Annotated in this window: 13 protein-coding genes; 10 read left to right on the top strand and 3 right to left on the bottom strand. The window is 49.9% G+C overall.

The features are described 5' to 3' along the window. Window positions 1-49: 49 nt before the first annotated feature. A complete protein-coding gene (locus tag ACN0R1_RS05065; RefSeq protein ID WP_417580577.1) occupies window positions 50-1945 on the bottom strand; it encodes a propionyl-CoA synthetase in 1896 nt (631 codons plus the stop codon). A 392-nt stretch (window positions 1946-2337) separates the two neighbouring features. Here ACN0R1_RS05065 and metH point away from each other — a divergent pair, with 392 nt between their 5' ends. Further along, a complete protein-coding gene (metH, locus tag ACN0R1_RS05060) occupies window positions 2338-6048 on the top strand; it encodes a methionine synthase (RefSeq protein WP_417580575.1) in 3711 nt (1236 codons plus the stop codon). Between the two features lie 75 nt (window positions 6049-6123). Further along, window positions 6124-6777 (top strand): thiopurine S-methyltransferase, encoded by a 654-nt coding sequence (locus ACN0R1_RS05055; RefSeq protein ID WP_417580573.1) that lies wholly within the window; start codon window positions 6124-6126, stop codon window positions 6775-6777. On the opposite strand, the gene ACN0R1_RS05050 is transcribed toward ACN0R1_RS05055, so the two are convergent. After that, complete coding sequence (locus ACN0R1_RS05050; RefSeq protein WP_417580571.1) at window positions 6746-7597, bottom strand: DMT family transporter; 852 nt, start codon at window positions 7595-7597, stop codon at window positions 6746-6748. The two genes, ACN0R1_RS05055 and ACN0R1_RS05050, sit on opposite strands and share 32 nt — an antisense overlap. A 14-nt stretch (window positions 7598-7611) precedes the next feature. Continuing rightward, window positions 7612-10524 carry an insulinase family protein gene (locus ACN0R1_RS05045; RefSeq protein ID WP_417580569.1) on the bottom strand — a complete coding sequence of 971 codons (2913 nt, stop codon included), beginning with the start codon at window positions 10522-10524 and terminating at the stop codon, window positions 7612-7614. A 227-nt stretch (window positions 10525-10751) separates the two neighbouring features. On the opposite strand from ACN0R1_RS05045, the gene ACN0R1_RS05040 reads away from it, so the two are divergent. From ACN0R1_RS05040 to glpD, 8 genes are all read left to right on the top strand, one after another. Beyond that, complete coding sequence (locus ACN0R1_RS05040) at window positions 10752-11114, top strand: phasin family protein (protein ID WP_417580567.1); 363 nt, start codon at window positions 10752-10754, stop codon at window positions 11112-11114. A gap of 112 nt (window positions 11115-11226) precedes the next feature. Beyond that, the gene (locus ACN0R1_RS05035) at window positions 11227-11976 is read left to right on the top strand and encodes a phasin family protein (protein ID WP_417580565.1); all 750 of its coding nucleotides are present in this window, start codon (window positions 11227-11229) and stop codon (window positions 11974-11976) included. 245 nt (window positions 11977-12221) lie between these two features. Then, window positions 12222-13337, top strand: coding sequence for an extracellular solute-binding protein (locus ACN0R1_RS05030; protein WP_417580563.1), 1116 nt, complete (start codon window positions 12222-12224; stop codon window positions 13335-13337). Between the two features lie 68 nt (window positions 13338-13405). Next, window positions 13406-14491 carry an ABC transporter ATP-binding protein gene (locus ACN0R1_RS05025; protein WP_417580561.1) on the top strand — a complete coding sequence of 362 codons (1086 nt, stop codon included), beginning with the start codon at window positions 13406-13408 and terminating at the stop codon, window positions 14489-14491. Further along, window positions 14484-15371, top strand: coding sequence for an ABC transporter permease (locus tag ACN0R1_RS05020; RefSeq protein ID WP_417580559.1), 888 nt, complete (start codon window positions 14484-14486; stop codon window positions 15369-15371). Before ACN0R1_RS05025 ends, ACN0R1_RS05020 begins: the two co-directional genes overlap by 8 nt. Further along, entirely contained in the window at window positions 15368-16195 is an 828-nt protein-coding gene (locus ACN0R1_RS05015) for an ABC transporter permease (RefSeq protein WP_417580557.1), read from the top strand. Before ACN0R1_RS05020 ends, ACN0R1_RS05015 begins: the two co-directional genes overlap by 4 nt. 38 nt (window positions 16196-16233) lie before the next feature. Next, window positions 16234-16950, top strand: coding sequence for a glycerophosphoryl diester phosphodiesterase (locus ACN0R1_RS05010; RefSeq protein ID WP_417580555.1), 717 nt, complete (start codon window positions 16234-16236; stop codon window positions 16948-16950). Between the two features lie 40 nt (window positions 16951-16990). After that, window positions 16991-18487 (top strand): glycerol-3-phosphate dehydrogenase, encoded by a 1497-nt coding sequence (gene glpD / locus ACN0R1_RS05005; protein ID WP_417580553.1) that lies wholly within the window; start codon window positions 16991-16993, stop codon window positions 18485-18487. The last annotated feature ends 7 nt before the right edge of the window (window positions 18488-18494 follow it).

Genomic DNA, 18494 nt, shown 5'->3' with positions numbered 1-18494 from the left:
GAAAGGCAGCCGAAGCTGCCTTGATCGATCCAGAGAGTAAATCAGCATATCAGGTTTTAGTAATCAACCCTTGCTGATTCATGATCTCTTCAATTTCCGAAAGGCTGGCTGGATCATCAATGGTTGAAGGTACAGTGTACTCTTTACCATCAGCAATCTGGCGCAGCAACTTACGGAGGATCTTTCCGGAGCGGGTCTTTGGCAGGCGCTGAACCACTATGGCACGGTTGAAACAGGCAATAGGACCTATCTCTTTACGAACCATTGCAATCAGCTCCTTTTCCAGTACCTCTTCTTCCGTTTCCACCCCATCTTTCAACAGAACCAGACCGATAGGAGCCTGTCCCTTGAGCGGATCGTTAACACCGATGACAGCACACTCGGCAACGGCCGGATGGGCTGCAACGATACCTTCCATTTCACCCGTCGATAAACGGTGTCCGGCCACGTTGATAACATCATCGGTACGCCCCATGATGAAGACATACCCTTCTTCATCCATGTAGCCGCCATCACCGGTGGTGTAATAACCAGGCGCCTCGGTCAGATAGCCAGTACGGAAGCGTTCAAAGTCTCCCCATACGGTTGCCAGACAACTGGGTGGCAGTGGAAGTTTAATCGCAATAGACCCCTGCTCACCCGGTGGCAGTTGATTACCTTCCGGATCAAGGATCTGAATGTTATAACCTGGAATCGGTAGTGTTGAAGAACCTGGCTTGGTGGGTTTAGGCTCAATCCCCATCAAATTACCGCAAATAGCCCAGCCGGTTTCAGTCTGCCACCAATGATCAACAACCGGCTTACCGGTTTTCTCAACAGTCCAATCGTAGGTAGGTGGATCCAGACGCTCACCCGCCATAAAGATAGTTTTCAGTGCCGAGGTGTCGTATTTTCCGAACTCAACCGCATCAGCATCTTCTTTCTTAATGGCACGGAAAGCGGTCGGTGCGGCAAACAGTGCTTTAACACCATAGTCCGCACACACACGCCAGAAAGCACCGGCATCCGGCGTGCGTACAGGCTTACCCTCGTAAACAACTGTGGTGCAACCCGCCAGCAGTGGCGCATAGACAATATAGGAGTGTCCCACTACCCAACCCACATCTGAAGCGGCCCAGAAGACTTCACCAGGGCTCATATCGTAAATGGCCTTCATGGAATATTTGAGTGCTACGGCATGGCCACCATTATCACGCTGCACTCCTTTAGGCTTTCCTGTCGTGCCCGAGGTATACAGAACATAGAGTGGATCAGTGCCTTTTACTGGCACACAATCAGCTGGCTCAGCCGTAGCCATGGCGTCATGCCAGTCGATATCCTGACCTTCAATCATTTCCGCTTTCGCTTGAGGGCGCTGCAGTATCACACAACACTCAGGTTTGTGTGCAGACAGACGCAAGGCTTCATCCAGCATGGGTTTGTATTCAATAACCTTTTTAACTTCCACACCACAGGAGGCCGAGACCACAACTTTAGGCTCGGCATCTTCAATGCGTACAGCCAGCTCATGCGGTGCAAACCCACCAAACACCACTGAGTGCACGGCACCCAATCTGGCTACGGCCAGCATGGCAATCAGTGCTTCCGGAACCATTGGCATGTAAAGAACAACACGATCGCCTTTTTCGACACCCTGCTGCTTAAGCACACCGGCAAATTTTGCCACCTGGTCACGCATCTCGCGGTAACTCAGCTTGCTGCGGGTATCCGTGACCGGGGAGTCGAAAATAACGGCGGCCTGATCGCCACGTCCCTGCTCTACGTGGTAATCCAGCGCCATATAGGCGGTATTCATCTCACCATCAGCAAACCAACGGTCGATACCGTTTTCATCCTTTGACAGAATCTGCTGTGGCTGCTTGTACCAGGGCAGGTCAGCCGCTTTTTCGGCCCAAAAGGTTTCCGGATTTTCGACAGATTTTGTGTATTCAGCATGATAGGACATAGAGCGGGTCCTTTGTATTGGGTTATTAAACGCGTTATTGAGGGGCTGGCCTTATTATTGTTGACACTTGGCCCTTACAAGAGTGCTCACTTTAACTAAACTTAACCATAATTTAACTAAGACAAAAGGATGATAAAGGCTATTAAATAGCAAAAAAGTGTCTATTTAGCCGTATTTACAGATAATAAATAAAATTACAAACAATCCAGGGTGTCGACAATCCTGGATGAAACACCCTTTAAACGATCGTTTGCAAACTTTATATTAATGCAGCAGAAGCACCTGCAACGTAAAAGTTTTTCATTCATACATGAATCAGACTCAGGCAAAACGGCATGAAATTCAGGTACAATCCTCTTCCCGCTTCAGGTTAATTTTCTAAGGCATATCCCGTGAGCAGATCCGCAGCATTTACATCTCTGGAACAGACCCTCAATCAGCGCATCATGATTCTGGATGGTGGTATGGGTACCATGATTCAGAATGAAAAGCTGGAAGAGGAGGATTACCGCGGTGAGCGATTCGCCGACTGGCACAGTGATGTTAAAGGCAACAATGATCTGCTGGTACTGTCTCAACCGGAGATGATCCGCCGCTTGCACACTGAGTACCTCAGAGCGGGCGCCGATATTATCGAAACCAACACTTTCAATGCGACTGTAATCGCTATGGCCGATTACGACATGCAAGCGCTCAGCCGCGAGATCAATGTTGCCGCGGCACGTCTTGCCCGAGAGGCCTGTGACGAGATCACCGCCGAAACACCTGATCGACCCCGTTATGTCGCCGGCGTTCTGGGACCAACCAACCGTACCGCTTCTATTTCACCTGACGTGAATGATCCGGGGTTTCGCAACGTTTCTTTTGATGAACTGGTGGAAGCCTATACCGAATCCATTGATGGCCTGATCGAAGGCGGCATAGATCTGATTCTGATCGAAACCATTTTTGATACCCTGAATGCCAAAGCGGCAATCTACGCGGTTGAGTTGTACTTTGATGAGCATCAACTGCGTCTGCCGGTGATGGTGTCTGGCACCATCACCGATGCTTCTGGCCGCACCCTGTCTGGCCAGACGACAGAAGCCTTCTGGAACTCCGTACGCCATGCCCGCCCGATTACTATCGGCCTTAACTGCGCACTGGGGCCTAAAGAACTGCGCCAGTATGTAGAAGAACTATCACGTATATCTGAAACCTATGTATCAGTTCACCCTAACGCCGGCCTGCCCAACGCCTTTGGCGAATACGATGAAACGCCGGAACAGATGGCAGCTGAAATCAAGGAATGGGCTGAGTCAGGGTTCGTCAATATAGTCGGTGGTTGCTGCGGCACCACACCGGAGCATATCCGGGTCATCCGTGAAGCTATAGAACACTGCGCCCCTCGCCCACTGCCGGAGATTCGCGTCGAATGCCGACTGGCCGGTCTGGAACCTTTGAACATCGGTGCCGAAACCCTGTTCGTCAACGTTGGCGAGCGCACCAACGTCACCGGCTCGGCGCGCTTTCGTCGCCTGATCAAGGAAGGTGATTACGAAACCGCTCTGGATGTTGCCCGACAGCAGGTAGAATCCGGCGCACAGATTATCGACATCAATATGGACGAAGGCATGCTCGATGCCGAAGCGGCGATGATCCGCTTCCTCAATCTGATCGCTTCCGAGCCGGATATCTCCCGGGTGCCGATCATGCTCGATTCATCCAAGTGGGAAATTCTTGAACAAGGCCTGAAGCGTATTCAGGGTAAAGGCATCGTCAATTCCATCAGCCTGAAAGAAGGTGAAGCGAACTTCATCGAACAGGCACGCAAGATCCGCCGCTATGGCGCCGCTGTGGTGGTGATGGCGTTTGATGAAACCGGTCAGGCCGATACTTATCAGCGCAAAATCGAAATCTGCGAACGCTCCTACAAGGTGCTCACCGAAGAGGTTGGCTTTCCACCGGAAGATATTATCTTCGATCCCAATATCTTCGCTATTGCCACCGGCATAGAAGAACACGACAACTACGCTGTCGACTTTATTCAGGCGACCCACTGGATCAAGCAGCACCTGCCCTACGCTATGGTATCGGGTGGTGTCTCTAACGTGTCCTTCTCTTTCCGCGGCAACGACAAGGTGCGTGAAGCCATCCATTGTGTGTTTCTCTATCACACCATTAAAAATGGTATGGACATGGGAATAGTGAACGCAGGGCAACTGGCGATCTATGACGATCTGCCAGACGAGCTACGTGAACATGTCCTGGACATCGTGCTTAACCGCCGTGCCGACGGTACCGAGCGTATGCTGGAGCTGGCAGAAAAATACCGGGGTGATGGCTCCGTCGCCGTTTCCACTCAGGATTTGGCCTGGCGCGAATTGAGTGTTGAGGAGCGTCTTGCACATGCCCTGGTTAAAGGCATTACCGATTACATTGATGAGGATGTCGAAGAATGCCGACAGAAGTTTGATCGACCCATTCAGGTAATTGAAGGCCCACTGATGGACGGCATGGGTATCGTTGGCGACCTGTTTGGCGCTGGCAAGATGTTCCTGCCGCAAGTGGTCAAGTCAGCGCGGGTGATGAAAAAAGCCGTCGCCTACCTGATGCCCTATATTGAAGCCGCCAAGGCCGACAATGCCAGCAGCTCGGCAGGCAAAGTGATCATGGCCACAGTGAAGGGTGATGTTCACGATATCGGTAAGAACATTGTTGGCGTGGTACTGCAGTGTAATAACTTTGAAGTGATCGATCTGGGCGTGATGGTGCCCTGCGAAACCATTCTAAGAACGGCGCGCGAACAACAAGCGGATATTATCGGTTTGTCCGGTTTGATTACGCCCTCACTGGATGAGATGGTGCATGTCGCCAAAGAGATGCAACGTCAGGACTTTCATATCCCACTGATGATCGGGGGTGCCACCACCTCCAAAGCCCATACCGCCGTCAAGATTGAGGCCCACTACAAAAACCATCAAGTGGTGCACGTTACCAATGCTTCACGCTCTGTAGGTGTGGCGTCTTCGCTGCTATCAAAAGAAAAGAAAGATAATTTTATCAAAGAGATAAAAGAAGAATATCAGGCGGTGCGCGAAAGACATGCCGAGCGTCAAAGTGATACACGCCGCATCACCCTGGAAGCGGCCCGCGCTAATCACTTTCCGATTGACTGGCAAGACTACACCCCACCCACCCCTTTGCAGCCCGGTATCCAGGTATTTGATAATTACGATCTGAACCGACTGCGGGAATATATCGACTGGACCCCCTTCTTCCAGGCCTGGGAACTGGCTGGACGTTTCCCCCGTATTCTCGATGATGCCGTTGTGGGTGTTGAAGCACGCAAACTGTTTATCGATGCTCAAGCGATGTTAACCGACCTGATCGACAATAAACGCCTGACCGCCCGCGCTGTCATCGGCCTGTTTCCGGCAAATCAGGTGGGTCACGATGATATTGAGCTCTACACGGACTCATCCCGTGAACAAGTATTGATGCGCACTCATCACCTGCGACAGCAGATGCAAAAAATTCCCGGCAAGGCCAACATGTGCCTGGCTGATTTTGTGGCACCCAAGGCCTCAGGCAAACAGGACTGGATTGGCGGCTTTGCGGTCTCCACCGGTTTTGGCACTGATGAACTGGTTGAGCAGTATGAAGCACAGCAGGACATCTACAACAGCATTATGGTCAAAGCCTTGGCCGACCGTCTGGCAGAAGCCTTTGCTGAGCACCTGCATGCCCGCATCAGACGTGAATTCTGGGGCTATGCAGCGGATGAGCAACTGGATAATGAGGCGCTGATCAAAGAAAAGTATCAGGGTATCCGGCCCGCACCCGGCTACCCGGCCTGCCCGGAGCACACCGAAAAAGGTCAGCTTTGGCAACTGCTCAATGTTGAAGAAAATATCGGCATTACCCTGACTGACAGTTACGCCATGCTACCCACGGCAGCCGTAAGTGGCTGGTACTTCAGCCACCCGGACTCACAGTACTTTGGTGTGGCCAAAGTCAGTGAAGACCAGGTCGAGAGCTATGCCAAACGCAAAGGCTGGTCCATGCAAGAAGCTGAACGCTGGCTGGCGCCAAACCTGGGTTATGAACCTGAGCAGAAATAAGCGTTGGTATTTTGCTGGGATATGACAAGAATTAAATTGTTTAAATAGATTATCTGGACTCAGGACTCATCAACTATGGAACATAAATTCTGGAATGATCGCTGGGAGCTGAATCAGATCGGCTTTCACCAGGAAGAGATTAATACCTATCTGGAAAGTCACTGGCAGGAACTCGGCCTGGGTGATAATGCACCGGTATTTGTGCCCTTGTGCGGCAAAAGTCTTGATATGCTTTGGTTACGTGAACAAGGCCACGCTGTTCTGGGAATCGAACTGAGTGAGATAGCGTTAGCGCAGTTTTTCACCGAAAACCAACTCCCCTTCACGCGTCAGCAACAGGGAGACTTTGTTTGCTTCCAAGCGGAACAATTGCGCTTACTTGCCGGTGACTTTTTTAAATTAACGCCAGCCGACATAGCACCGATAGACGCCGTCTACGACCGTGCTTCCTTAATCGCTCTCCCACCCGAAATGCGGGTCGATTATGCCCATCATATGGCGCGTCTACTGCCAGAAGGGGCTCACATCTTATTAATTTCATTGGAATATGAAGATGGAATGCTAAAAGGCCCTCCATTTTGCGTGCGCGAAGCAGAAGTGCAGCAACTATTTTCCGAATGGTTCGATGTGACACGAAAAGGCCGCTTTGAAGGGGTGTGGGCGAAGAAAAAACCGGCAACAGAGGTGGTGTATACCCTTACCCGAAACTCCGCTTACCCCGAAGCATAATCACCGCCGCCAAACACACTATTGCAATACCAATAAAGGTGAGCAGATTCACCACTTCCTGCCAGAGCAGCCACCCCATCAGCGTAGCAAAAATCACCGACGCATAGGTAAAGGGTCCGAGCTGACCCGCTGGTGCCAGTCCATAGGCACGAGTAAGCAGTAGCTGTGCCAGGGTCGATGTGGCCGCAAGGCCGAACAACCAAGCAAAATGTTCAGCGCTCGGCATCACCCAATTCAATGCAGCGGGAATAGCCGCTAACAAAGAACCAAAGAAGGCAAAGTAAAACACTATTTTTTGCGGTGACTCACTGCCGCGCATCGAACGAATGCTGACTTTAGCTAACGCACCCAGCATCGCCCCGAATAACCCGACAAAGACAGCAAGGTGCAGCACACCTTGATCAGGTTGAAGAATCAGTGCCACACCGGTAAAACCGACCAAAATAGCCACCTTAACTCGGTTCGATATGGGCTCTTTCAGCCACCAGAGTGCAATGAGGGGTAAAAAGAATGGCGCCGTTTGTTTCAGCATGGCCGCCTGCCCTAGTGGCAGATGGGCCCAGGAGTAAAACAGACAGCTCATGGCCGACACGCCAATCAAGGCACGGATGAAGTGCAGATGGATACGTTGTGTGGGTAGCTGCCGTTTACCATATCTTAGTATCCACGGCAGCATTAACACCAGGCTGAGCAAATTGCGCATCAGCACAATCACCTCAGTCGGCAGGTCTGCACTCACCTGCCGAATGATCATACCACTCCCTACCAGAAATATTTCTGACACAACAATAAGCAACGCACCACGCGTTAATGGAGTCATAAGATAGACGCTGATTATATTTCTATACGCTGATAATCATCCGATAACTCCGTAGATAGCTTGCTACTGGAAACCACCGCTACACTTTGCTTATCAGGGTTAAGCCAGGTTCTGGCCACACGCTGCAGATCTTCCTCTGTGACGGTCAAAATACGCTGACGAAAATGCAGACGCTCTTCCTGAGTACGGCCAAACAGGTTGGCGTGATAATCTTTTTTCGCTTCACCTGCAGGCGATCCTGGTTTATCTATAGAGCTGACCACACCCAGAATAGCTTCTTCCACTTTGGCCTTTTCCGGCAGGGTATTCAGCACCCAGTCTTTGGCCGCAAGGAAGTCCTGCAAGGTGGCTTCCAATCGCGGATCTCGGTAAGAGAAAAAGCGGAATACGGCATTGCCGTTATCCTGACCGGCACCGGCACCATAAGCCCCGCCCTGTTCACGTATGGCGCGGTGTAAAAAACCATTACGCAGATAATCACCCAACACCGTTAGCGCGGCCGCATCTGGATGCTGAGTCGGTACTGTCGGAAATGCCATGGCACAGAAATTTACTTGCGTATCCACCAACCAGACTTGCTTAACACCTTCACGCGTCTGAGGTAACTGCAAGGCACTGAAATTTTCAGCCTGTTCCGGCACGCCCTGCCAGATCTGTCGGCATACCTTATCCATCGACGCCTCAAACTCAGCCTCACCTACCAACAGAAAGTGTCGCGGTGCAACCCGAATCAAATCATGCAGGGTTTGTAACTGCTGTGCCAGATCCAACAGTGCTGCTTCATCGCCCATGGCTTTATCCAGCGCCTTCAAACGACGAATACCTTCCAGGCCAGTGGTTATGTGTGCCAAATTGCCAGCTGGGCTCAGTGCCGCACAAGCAGCCTGCATGGCCAGTCCGTGACCTCGGCCAGTAATTCCACTGACACGGCGTGAACGCATCTGCGCCACTATTTCTTTTATCCGCTTATGTTCATCAAAACGTGCTGAGGTTAGTGTTTCCGCCAAAAGTGCTGTGAGTTTTTCCTGATTCACAGCCAGCGCCTTGGCTGACAATACCAGATAACCGGTTACTTGCTGTTCATCATCTGGCGCACCCCGCACGCTTGTAGAGGCTGAAACACTACCGGAAATTTCACTTTGATAAGCCTGATTCTCTTTGTAGTCGCGCTCACCACAACCCAACTCAGTCAAGCAGTGACTATAGAGTGGCAGGAGCGCAAGCTGCGCTTCAGTCAGCTGTGGCAGGCCAACAATCACTTGCTGGTAGGATAAGCCATTGGTACCGGTTGAATACCAGCAGCCTTTACCCGCCAGTGATGGCAGACTAGAGGACTGGGGCAGATTCAAGGCTAAAGGCACATCTTCCAGGGTGACACAGGGAAGAATGCTGTCGTCATCCACCTGCAGTTGACGCGCCTCCAGTGCTTGAGCCTGTATCACTAATGCCTCAGCGTCGGCATCAGATAGTCCTGCCTTGATACTGGCCAACTTAGCCGCTTCTGCTGCATTTCGACGCTCTGCCAACTCAGCATCTGGGCGTAATGTCAGTCTGACACGGTGTGGATTATCCAATAACCAGCGATGAATCAGTTCAGGAATAAAATCCGGACTTTTAATTTTTTCGCGCAAGGCTTCCAGCGCCGGATCAATATTCAGCGCTTCTAACGGATCACCGCGATGAATTCCGGCAGATAAGCCAGCCAGAATCAACTGCAGACCAAAAGGCATGCCATCACCAGTAATTTCACGCTGAGACAGCTCTAATTGGTGTAGCTGAGCCTCAACCATGCGCGGGTCCACACCCTGTTCAGCAATCTGCTGCAGGGTTGTCAGCACCAGATTTTCAAAAGCTTCGGCCCGTTCTGGTTCACTGCCTTCAATGCCACACAAAAAACTCATTTCGCGATTGGAATCTTCCAGACCGCATAAGGGTGATGGACCACTGCCAAGCTCACTGGACTCCAACACGGAACGCAGCGGTGAGCTGGAATTGTCCAGCAGCACCTGAGTAAGAAGATGCGCTTCCATTAAGGCATTAGTATCAATAGAGCGAGGCAGCAACCACCCCATGACATGATGCGTATGCCCTTCCAGCGTCGGCTGATCACAGGCATAGGCTTCTTCAACACACATGGGTGCGAAATAACGCTTTTCATCTTTGACCTGAAGCTGCAGTCCACTGCGCTCAAAGCGTGACAAGGCCAGCGTATCCATACGCTCCTGCAACTCAGATGGAGGCAGATTGCCGAAGGTCATAAACACGGCATTACTGGGGTGATAGTGGCTTTTGTAAAAACTCAACAGCTGCTCATAGCTCAGATCAGGGATACAGCCAGGTTCACCGCCACTATTGTGGTGATAAGTGGTTTGCGGAAACAGATAGCAAGACAGGCTCTGCCAGAGGGTTGAAACAGTGGAGCTCATTGCCCCTTTCATCTCGTTGTACACCACCCCTTTATAGGTCAGCTCGGATGCAGGATTAGAAGCTTCGGTAAACTCCATCCGATGACCTTCCTGGGCAAAATCCAGCGGATCAAGACGGGAGAAAAATACCGCATCCAAGTATACATCCAGCAGATTGAAATAATCCTTGCGGTTCTGACTGGCAAATGGATAGGCCGTCCAGTCACTACTGGTAAAGGCATTCATGAAGGTGTTTAGCGAACGCCGTGTCATCATAAAAAACGGATCGCGTACCGGGTAACGCTCACTGCCGCAAAGCACGGTGTGTTCCAGAATATGTGCCACACCAGAGGAATCTTCCGGCATAGTTCTCAAGGCTACAAGAAATACATTTTCATCACTATCAGCATGAATATGATAATGTTTTGCGCCGGTTTTAATGTGCTCGAACTCACTAACCTCTACCGCCAATGACTGAATCCACTGGCAACGATTAAATTTAAAACTGGTATGAGCTTGCATAATAGGTGTAAATCCTGACACTGATCATTATTTAAGCAACACTTGTATGTTACTCTAGTGAGTCAATTGTACCTGTTCAATGTACGAATTTCTCTGCCTGTAACCTGCAATCCAGTGCTTAAGACGATAAACCTTCAAATCTAAAAACAATTGACAGAAATTAAAAGCGAAACTACATTAGCTTTAGTTGTTGCAATGCACAAATAATTCTCTCTTGAGGTGACCCCATGTACGATCAAATGAAAAGCTCCATGAAACCAATGATGGATATGGCTGAAATTAATAAAAAAACCGCCGAGAAGTTGATTACATTACAATCTCAGTATGTCAGCGAGTTTGTTAGCAGCAGCCTGTCACAAATGAAGTCCCTATCTGAAATTAAAGACCCTAAAACAGCCATCGAGGCACAAATTCGCTACATGAAAGAAATCGAAGCTAAAGCATCTGATGTTGCTCAGCAGGAAATTTCCGCATTGAGCGAAGCTAAGGCCCAATTGTCACTACTGATGGAAAAAACCCTGGAAGAAATGGGTGAAAGTGATTATCTGGCTGAAGTTCAGAAAATGATGCAGACCTACAAAAAGCAGTAAAGCCTTCATTGTTCAGTGCATAGGATTGCTTGACAACCTCTAGTCTTTGCTGTAGAAAGGGACAAATGCTGCACTGCACAATAAATTTAATTGATGCCTCGAGGAATAAATCATGACAGATCCAATGAAAGACCTGAAAAAAAGCTTTGAAGAAGCTATGAAGCCAGTTGCTGACAGCTTCACAGAAGCCATGAAGCCAATGACTGAAATGTCAGAAACGATGATGAAGAAAGCCGAAGAGCAGTTTGAGCCGGTTAAAGAAAAGTTTGCACCGGCGCTGGAAATGGCTGAAGTAAACCGCACCACAGCTGAAAAACTGATGGCAATCCAGGCTGAATACGTGTCTGACTTTGTTAATGCCAGTCTGGCACAGTTCAAGTCACTGGTAGACGCAAAAGATCCTAAAGAAGCCGTCAAGCTTCAGGTAGAGTTTCTAAAAACTCTGGATTCCAAGTTCACTGATGTTGCCGAGAAAGAACTGGCAACTCTGACCGATGCCAAAGACAAAATCACCGAGATCGTTGAAAAAAGCATGTCAGAGCTGGGTGATGCTCCGTTTATGTCTGAGTTCAAACAGTTTGATTTGAGTAAGTTTGATCTATCCAAACTGATTCCAGGAAACACCACAGCCAAGCCTAAAGCGGCTAGCAAGCCAGCTGCCACAGCGTCGGCTGCCGCAACAAAACCTGCCAGCAAGCCAGCAGCCAAACCCGCCACGGCGCGTAAAGCGGCTGCTCCAGCTGCAAAACCAGCAGTTCCAGCGAAACCAGCCGCAACCACCCCTGCCAAGCAAGAAGCGGCAGCTCCGGCGGCGACAAAACCTGCAGCTAAGCCAGCCGCTAAACCAGCTGACAAAGCCTGATTCTGTTGTAATTCAGCAGGGGCATTGGTCTTCGTGCGATTCTATCGCCGAGGGCCAGGCCCCTCTAGCTACCCTGCCTCACCTTACCTGCTTTTTTTACTACTTTCATAGTCATACTATCTGATAGGCTTCAATGCAGATCAGACTCTCGTTTGTGTTCGCTATTTAATAAAAACTTCACATTGGTTAAATATGATCTAATCTTGATGGATAACTCTACGTTTAATTAACATCAGGAACTTGCCATGACAGTCTCACGACGCAAATTTTTGAAAGGTGCGGCGGCTGCCGGCACCTTAGCAGCGGCTTCTCCGTTTTTTATTAACACCAGTCTGGCCGCGGCGAAAGAGCTGCGCATTTATGCCTGGGCTGGATATATTACTGACGAGATGCTCGCCGACTTTAAACAAAAAACCGGTATCAACGCTACCTTTACCCCCTACGGCACTAACGATGAGCTGATGAACTCACTGCGCGCTACTGATGGCACAGGCTTTGATATCATTATGCCAACGGTTGACCGAGTTCCTGGCTATGTTGAATATGATCTGGTTCAACCCTTGGATACCAGTCGTGTCAACTGGAATGGCGCACTGGACAGTGCCATTGAAGGCTCTGAGGTGGGTGGCATTGTCGATGGGAAACGCTACTTTGCTCCCTCTGACTGGGGCACTGAGGCCATCTGCTACAATAAAGAGCTAACCAGCATTGATCGTAACAACCTGAGCTATGGTGACCTTTGGACACCTGAACATGCGGATGGTGTAACGGTTCGCGGCCACTCGGCACTGGTCGGCATTGGTCTGTGGCTGGAAAAAGCAGGCAAGCTCCCCTTCCCGCTGCTGGACTCCTACAAAAACGAACAGGCTATGCGTGCCAACTTTGACGTGATCCTTAAAGTGGCTACCGAGCACAAACACATGATTGCGCAGTTCTGGTCTACCGAGAACGAAGCGCAAGGTGCCTTCCTGGCTAACGGTGCGGTGATTGGTCAGACCTGGGATAGCACAGCGTTTAATCTGATCAAAGAAGGCGAACCTATGGGTTATGCGGCCCCTAAAGAAGGCGCTATGGCCTGGATGGAAGGCTTCGTCATTCCGAAAAATGCCAATAATGTGGATGCCGTTTACGAATTCATTAACTGGTATTACACACCAGAAGCGGGTGCCATGTTTGTTAAAGCTACTGGCTATAATTCAACCTCCAAAGGAGCGTCTGATTTACTGCCAGAGGAAACCAAGCAGTTCTTCCTGGACTCTTACACAGAGCAGGATCTGAACAACCTCTGGTGGTGGCCGATTCAGGAGCCTTGGTACGTTGCCCTGCGCAATGAATACCAGGACCGCTACCTTTCCGCCTGATGCTAATCTGATCCCTCTGACGCATGACCCAGCACTGGGTCATGCGCACCGACTCACTGTGAGACTTTATGGATAGTAGTGTTCATCTTGATAATGTGATGATGCGATTTGATAACCTGGTCGCCGTTCAACCCACTGACTTGAAAATCGAATCGGGTGAATTTTTCAGTTTTCTCGGCCCATCAGGCTGCGGTAAAACGACCCTACTCAACATGATCAGTGGTTTTCTTGACCCGACTGAAGGTACGGTTCGTATCGGCGGTGAAGACATGCGCAAGGTGCCCGCCAACAAACGGCCAACTTCAATGATCTTTCAGAATCTGGCCCTGTTTCCATTAATGACTGTTGCAGAGAACATTGAATTTGGTCTGGAAGTCCGAGGAGTTAAAAAAGCGCAGCGCAAAAAGGTGTCGGATCGTCTGCTCAATCTGGTGGCCCTGCCTGAATGCCGTGATAAGCGCATCGCTGATCTCTCCGGCGGTCAGAAGCAGCGCATTGCCATTGCGCGCGCCCTTGCCGTTGAGCCCAGGGTGCTGCTGCTGGATGAACCCCTCTCCGCACTGGATCTGAAGCTGCGTCAGCACATGCGCACAGAGTTAAAAGCGATCCAGCGTAAAACCGGCATTACCTTTATCTACATTACCCATGATCAAGGTGAAGCACTGACCATGTCGGATCGAGTCGGCGTGATGTCCGCGGGCAAACTACAACAAGTGGCCGACCCCGTCACCCTCTATAGAGCCCCAACAACCCCCTTTACTGCATCCTTCGTCGGTGAGAATAACCGTATTGAGGGCAAGGTGGTCAGTCTTGCTGGCAACCAAGCCACCCTGGATTGTGGCGAGATGGGCTGGTTATCGGGCATACGAGTCGACGAGTTATCTATAGGCGAGCACGCCCTACTGTTTATCCGACCTGAGCTGCTGAACCGTCGTACCAGCAGCAGCGACAATTGTTTTACCGCACAGGTTCAGGAGCTTAGCTTTGAAGGCGCTTACCTGATGATGGAAGCCACATTGCTCAACAGCCAAAGTAGCATCCGCGCACAACTTCTCAGCGATGTGAATATTGGCGATCTGGCCATAGGTAATCAGGTTATCTTTGGGTTTAACCCCCAGGATGCCATCATCATGGCGGCAAAACGCGATGTATAAACAACTTTCAGACCGCTTCGGCCCTCTGGTTACGATCGGCATTCTACTGGTTATGCTGTTGTGGCTTGTGCTGTTAGTTATCCTGCCCCAGATTCTGATGATCGATTATTCATTGAAACCTAATCTGCCGCCAAGTCAGCTGGGTGGAATCAATGATAACTACACCCTAAGCAATTATGCGACCCTGCTTGATAACCAGATCCATCAGAGCATTTTTTTTAAGACTATCTGGTCAAGTGTACTGGTCACCGCCTGCACCCTGATGCTCTGCTATCCCTTGGCCTATTACCTGGCCAAGGTTGCCACACCCCGGCAAGCAGCTCTCTGCGTACTACTACTGATTATTCCGTTCTGGATCAATGAAATTCTGCGTACCTTTTCCTGGTTCATTATTCTTTCATATCGCGGCCCATTAAATGCCATGTTACTCGGTATAGGCTTGATTGATCGTCCGATACGCTTTTTATCTGGTGACGGTGGCGTCATCATCGGTATGGTTTACGCCTACATTTTGTTTATGGTATTCCCGCTTTATAATGCCATAGAAAGCCTGGACAGCAACCAGATCAAAGCGGCCAGAAATCTGGGTTCTGGTTGGATCAGAACGCATTATCGCATCATTATTCCGCATGCTAAGCCGGGTATCGCAACTGGTTGCATCATGGTGTTTATGCTCTCTGCGGGTAGCTATGCCGTCCCCGCATTGTTAGGCTCACCCGGCAGCCGATGGTTCACGCAAATTATCTACAATTGGTTCTTTGAAGGCGGTGACTGGAATCAGGGTGCTGCCTATGCCTTTATTTTATTGTTGCTCTGCATTGGCTTTATTGTCCTGGTGATGCGCCTGTTCAAGGTCGGTTTGGGAGATATCGCACGATGACCTCCAACACTATTCTAAAATGGGGTATTCGCTTCTATATCACCCTGTTTTTTCTTTATCTGTTTACCCCTCTGATTATCATGTCAGCAGCCACCTTTAATGACAGTCGCTTTCCCACCATCTCACCTTGGCGAGGTACCACCCTTAAATGGTTTGAGGAGCTCTGGAGCGACTCGGGTATGTGGCAAGCTTTGAGCAACAGCGCTGTGATTGCTGCAGGTGTTCTAGTGATTGCGGTTCCTATCGGCGTGGCCTGTGCGCTGTTTCTATCCACCTACCGTGGTGGTGGCAAGAATTTTATCTATGGCCTGATGCTGTCTCCCTTGCTCACACCCGGTGTTATTATCGGCATATCCACACTGATTTTTTGGCGCAGCCTAGGCGTCAGTGGTGGTATTTTTCTTACCATCATTGCCCAAACCACCTTCATTGCGGCCTATGTCATGTTGATGATTCTGGCACGCATGCAGCGTTTTGACCGAACCTTGGAGAATGCCGCCTTCAGCCTGGGTGCCAGCCACCTGCAAGTATTCAGACGCATTACCCTGCCCTACCTGATGCCAGCCATACTCTCAGCTGGTGTTATCGCTTTTTTACAGTCGTTTGAAAATTACAATACAACCCTGTTTGTTAAGGGTCATGATACAACGCTCACTGTCTATATCGCCTCTAAAGTCAGAACAGGCCTCACCCCCTCTGTTAATGCGCTGGGATTAGTCCTGATTGTCATTACTATTCTGCTCGCGGCAGCTTATGAGCTCAGGCGTCGACACGAAGTCAGAGTGGCTGAACAAGCCGCTTTACAGGTTGCACAAGACAACTGATATTCGATTAACTTGATGATCTACCTTTAGGAATCTCTATGCTCGCTAGTCGTTTAATTGCTCACCGTGGTTGCTCCTTGCTGGCACCTGAAAACACCTTAGCGGCCATGACGCTAAGCAAAAATCTCGGTATAGGCTGGGTCGAGCTGGATGCAAACCTCATGGGTGATGGAACCCTGGTGGTTTTTCATGATGACCGGCTTGAGCGCCTGACCAACGGTCAGGGCAATCTGATGGATCTAGGCGCCCAAGATTTAGCCGGTCTGGATGCCGGTAGCCATTTTTCAGCGGCTTACCAAGGGGAAACTATCCCGACACTGGAGCAGATGCTCAAACAGCTCGACCGGGATCAAATGGGACTGAACCTGGAAATCAAACGCTATCCAAGCTTCACGGCTGAGCAGATTGTTCTGCCTGTTATTGCATCGCTTGAGCGTCACTGGAAAGTGTTTGATCGTCTAATTATTTCCTGTTTTGATACAGAGGTGCTAGCCCTGATCCGCCAGCAAAAACCGGACTGGCCGCTAGGTCAGTTATGGGAAGAGTTACCCAGTGACTGGCAAACAACAGTAGAACAACTCAATGCGGTCAGTGTCCATCTGGATCATACATCCTTAACCAACACGCAAGCCAAAGCGATTAAACAAGCCGGCCTGGATTTATACGTCTATACCGTGAATGATAAAGCCACAGCAGAGCGCTTATTTGACATGGGCGTAGATGGTATTTTTACAGACGATCCCACCCTATTTTAGTTAACTATCTTTTCAGCAAGCCTGGTTGGAGCACAAATGCATGAATGAAAAAATTCATGATCTGGTGGTGATCGGCGGTGGTATCAATGGTGTAGGTATTGCGGCAGATGCAGCTGGACGTGGGCTGTCAGTGGCATTACTGGAGGCCGATGACCTTGCCAGCGGCACCTCATCCTGGAGCTCTAAGCTTATCCATGGGGGATTGCGCTACCTTGAATATTATCAATTTCGTTTGGTTAAGGAATCTTTGGCAGAGCGTGAAGTACTGCTAAAAATGGCGCCACACTTGGTGACACCACTGAGATTCAAAATGCCTCATCATCCGGGTCTACGTCCAGCCTGGATGATCAGTGCCGGTTTGTTTTTGTATGACCATTTAAGTAAACGGGTTTCTCTGCCAGGGTCTAAGCGTATTCATTTTTCAGCTGATAGCTGTCTTCAACCCGAGTTCAAGATCGGTTTTGAATACAGCGATTGTCGTGTAGATGACGCCCGTTTAGTAGTGATGAACGCCAAACTTGCTGAGCAGAAAGGAGCGTTAATCCTCACTCGCTGCCTAGTAACTGGCGCTGAACGTGACAACGGTATTTGGCTGATTTCAGTTACGACTGCTAAGGGTGAAACATCGACATTACAAGCCAAAACACTGGTGAATGCAGCAGGCCCTTGGGTAAGTCAGGTATTGAAACAAATACCTGATGGAAAAAGTCAGCATCAGGTGCGCTTAGTAAAAGGCAGCCACCTGGTTGTGCCGCGTATTCATGATGATCCAGCGGCGTATATCCTTCAGAACAACGATGGGCGTATTGTCTTTGTCATCCCCTATCTGGATGATTACTCACTCATCGGTACAACCGATGTTGATTATGCCGGTGATCCACGCACGCCGGAAATCGATGAGGCTGAAATTGATTATCTGATCAAGGTAACCACGGATTATTTTCGCTGTACCCTAACCCGCGAAGCGATTGTCTGGACCTACTCCGGTGTACGCCCATTAATGCAAGGTGAGCACGAAGCCCATCAATCTGCCACAAAAATTACGCGGGATTATCAACTTGAACTTGATGTACAGGCGGGTCAGGCACCGTTGTTATCAGTCTACGGCGGCAAGCTGACTACCTATCGTAAGCTGTCCGAGTCGGTACTTAACAAGCTACGCCCCTACTTGCCCGCCATGGGTGATGTCTGGACAGCCTCGGCAATCTTACCTGGCGGTGAAGGCATAATCTCGCCGCAAGCCTATGCGCAGGAACTTGCGGAGCATTATCCGTTTTTGGATCGGCAGCAAGCACGCCGCCTGGCACTTACCTATGGGCGGCAGTGTGAAATTTGGCTGGCTGGTGCAACTTCACTGAATGACTTAGGCACTCGCTATGGGGTTCTGTTTGAGCGAGAAGTGAAATATCTGATCGATGAAGAGTGGGCAAAGAGTTGCGATGACATCATTTGGCGTCGCACTAAAGTCGGCATCAGCCTGCCAAAGGCCGACGCGCAATCCCTTGAGAAATTTGTTAGCGCCTACTGTGCAAAATGATTGTAAC

Origin of the sequence: Nitrincola sp. (assembly GCF_048264025.1) — a bacterium.
Taxonomy (GTDB): domain Bacteria; phylum Pseudomonadota; class Gammaproteobacteria; order Pseudomonadales; family Balneatricaceae; genus Nitrincola.
This window is presented reverse-complemented; position numbering and strand designations above follow the sequence as displayed.

What these genes read in the sequence shown, in the direction of transcription:
- ACN0R1_RS05045 (WP_417580569.1), bottom strand. Translation starts at nt 10,524, where the DNA reads ATGCAAGCTCATACCAGTTTTAAATTTAATCGTTGCCAGTGGATTCAG.
- ACN0R1_RS05050 (WP_417580571.1), bottom strand. Translation starts at nt 7,597, where the DNA reads ATGACTCCATTAACGCGTGGTGCGTTGCTTATTGTTGTGTCAGAAATA.
- ACN0R1_RS05065 (WP_417580577.1), bottom strand. Translation starts at nt 1,945, where the DNA reads ATGTCCTATCATGCTGAATACACAAAATCTGTCGAAAATCCGGAAACC.
- ACN0R1_RS05015 (WP_417580557.1), top strand. Translation starts at nt 15,368, where the DNA reads ATGACCTCCAACACTATTCTAAAATGGGGTATTCGCTTCTATATCACC.
- ACN0R1_RS05025 (WP_417580561.1), top strand. Translation starts at nt 13,406, where the DNA reads ATGGATAGTAGTGTTCATCTTGATAATGTGATGATGCGATTTGATAAC.
- ACN0R1_RS05020 (WP_417580559.1), top strand. Translation starts at nt 14,484, where the DNA reads ATGTATAAACAACTTTCAGACCGCTTCGGCCCTCTGGTTACGATCGGC.
- ACN0R1_RS05055 (WP_417580573.1), top strand. Translation starts at nt 6,124, where the DNA reads ATGGAACATAAATTCTGGAATGATCGCTGGGAGCTGAATCAGATCGGC.
- ACN0R1_RS05040 (WP_417580567.1), top strand. Translation starts at nt 10,752, where the DNA reads ATGTACGATCAAATGAAAAGCTCCATGAAACCAATGATGGATATGGCT.
- ACN0R1_RS05035 (WP_417580565.1), top strand. Translation starts at nt 11,227, where the DNA reads ATGACAGATCCAATGAAAGACCTGAAAAAAAGCTTTGAAGAAGCTATG.
- glpD (WP_417580553.1), top strand. Translation starts at nt 16,991, where the DNA reads ATGAATGAAAAAATTCATGATCTGGTGGTGATCGGCGGTGGTATCAAT.
- ACN0R1_RS05030 (WP_417580563.1), top strand. Translation starts at nt 12,222, where the DNA reads ATGACAGTCTCACGACGCAAATTTTTGAAAGGTGCGGCGGCTGCCGGC.
- ACN0R1_RS05010 (WP_417580555.1), top strand. Translation starts at nt 16,234, where the DNA reads ATGCTCGCTAGTCGTTTAATTGCTCACCGTGGTTGCTCCTTGCTGGCA.